This window comes from Lacticaseibacillus salsurae (genome assembly GCF_045862175.1).
Classification (GTDB): domain Bacteria; phylum Bacillota; class Bacilli; order Lactobacillales; family Lactobacillaceae; genus Lacticaseibacillus; species Lacticaseibacillus salsurae.
Window position 1 is genome coordinate 1 of sequence record NZ_BAAFZI010000127.1, and the last position, 1,802, is coordinate 1,802.

3 protein-coding genes are annotated in these 1,802 nt (G+C 44.8%); all 3 read right to left on the reverse strand.

Annotated features, from left to right (window positions below):
- Positions 1-142: 142 nt before the first annotated feature.
- Complete coding sequence (locus tag ACKTSG_RS14180; protein ID WP_003663192.1) at positions 143-349, reverse strand: hypothetical protein; 207 nt, start codon at positions 347-349, stop codon at positions 143-145.
- Complete coding sequence (istB, locus tag ACKTSG_RS14185) at positions 346-1,104, reverse strand: IS21-like element helper ATPase IstB (protein ID WP_003663191.1); 759 nt, start codon at positions 1,102-1,104, stop codon at positions 346-348. The genes ACKTSG_RS14180 and istB overlap by 4 nt, the downstream gene beginning before the upstream one ends.
- On the reverse strand, positions 1,104-1,802 hold a 699-nt coding region (locus ACKTSG_RS14190), incomplete at its 5' end, for a Mu transposase domain-containing protein (RefSeq protein WP_407895669.1). The genes istB and ACKTSG_RS14190, both read right to left, overlap by 1 nt.

Here is a 1,802-nt window from a genome sequence, read left to right on the forward strand (position 1 = left end):
TGAAGGCGGCGAAGCGAATTGCCCAACTCGGCGATCTTTTTTACCCCATTCGGTGCTAAAATTGACACCACTCGGCGAAAGAATTGACCAAGAATTTCAAAAGTGGCATCGCTGAGCGTTTTCAGCGATGCCACTTTCAGTTTTATGGGAGCTTGTCTCCTCGGCACTTACCCAGGTATTTCACGATGACTTCTTTTCCATATTCGAAAAGCTCGTCATCCGTCAATTTATCGTTATTTTCCCAGATAATGTCCACCAGTGCGTCGCCAAGCACGTTTTCCCAGTCTTCCATTGCGTCTGTATGTGCATAGAACAGCGCCAATCGTTGTTCCAGTTCTACTGAAATCATGCAAATTCGCCTCCGATTCCATACCGCTCGCGCATCGATTTGTCGCCTTGGATAAGGAGCTTGTAAGAATCGTGGACGATTCGGTCAAGGATCGCATCCGCAATCTGTGGATTTCCCAGCTTACTATGCCAGCCTTCCGGCGCGAATTGAGTACAAAAGATTGTTGAACCACGCTGACTTCGATATTCGATCAACTCAAGAATAGTCTGAGCTTGTTCATCGTTGATCGGCGTCAAAAGCCACTCATCGATGATCAAGAGTTCAACTTTCTTGTACCGTTCAATAATCTTATGAAAGTCACCGTTTGCCTCATGCTTCGCTACAATCAAATCATCAATCAGTTCGGGAAGACGCACATATTTTACTTTATGAAACTGATGGCAAGCCTCAATCCCCAAAGCTGTCGCCAACCATGTTTTCCCGTTACCTGAAGCACCCATTAAGATGACGTTATGGTGCTCTTGAATATACGTGCCAGTCGCAAGGCGTTGAATCAAGTTCCGATCCAACTTACGATCCGGCAAGTAATTGATATCAGCTATACATGGCTCATTCGTCCGAAAATTTGCACTCTTGATCAGTCGATTCAGCCTATTTGACTGAAGGCTTGCGTAAGCCGCATCAACGAGTAACTTGAACCGATCATCAAAGTTCATTGATCGATATTCTGTGTTGCTTTCCTGTGCTTCCAAGGCATTTGCCATAGAGGTAAGCTTCATCTGCCGTAACTTCCGTTGAGTTTCGTCATTTACCATTAGTCATTTCCTCCAAAGTATGCTGCACCACGAGTAAAACCGTAGTCGGGTTCGTTAATCGTCTTTGGTGCTGGAATCTTTTGACTTTTCATAACCCGTTCAACTACGGACACCGTCGGTGCGGTCGCAATTTTCATCACGGTCGTACACGCGGCTTCGATTTCAATAGCTGCGTATTTTCTAGCTAAGCCTTTGAATCGAAAAGCTGCACTTAGACCTTGTTTTTCACTTGCCGCCGATTTAAGTAGATATCGCATTACGGCAAGCGTATTGATGCCAACCTCTTCCGCCCAAGCTAATGCGTTCTCAGGTGTATGATCGACGAACAGTTTATGTTCTGCTGGCAAATGATCGTGATTGGTTGAAAATTGCCCGAATTTACCGGTTAGTCGTTTATGGGAGGCAATTCGATTACCTTTGTAGAAAACTTCTACGATATCTTTCGTCACCTTGATATCCACTTTAGATGAGATATACTCGTAAGGAACAGAGTAAAACTGACTTTCCACGTTGATGTGGTAGTCTAATTGCACGATGGCAGTCCGCCAACTGGCCATCGTATAAGCTTGAACAGGTAATGGTCGCAAGGCAAAGCTTTCTTCGTCATGAAACGCCGAAAGGCGACTACCTTGTTTATATTTCTTTGTGAATGGCCGTTCGTTGAACTCCTTGAGTTTGATGCGAACGGCCTTATTTAA

What these genes read in the sequence shown, in the direction of transcription:
- istB (WP_003663191.1), bottom strand. Translation starts at nt 1,104, where the DNA reads ATGGTAAATGACGAAACTCAACGGAAGTTACGGCAGATGAAGCTTACC.
- ACKTSG_RS14180 (WP_003663192.1), bottom strand. Translation starts at nt 349, where the DNA reads ATGATTTCAGTAGAACTGGAACAACGATTGGCGCTGTTCTATGCACAT.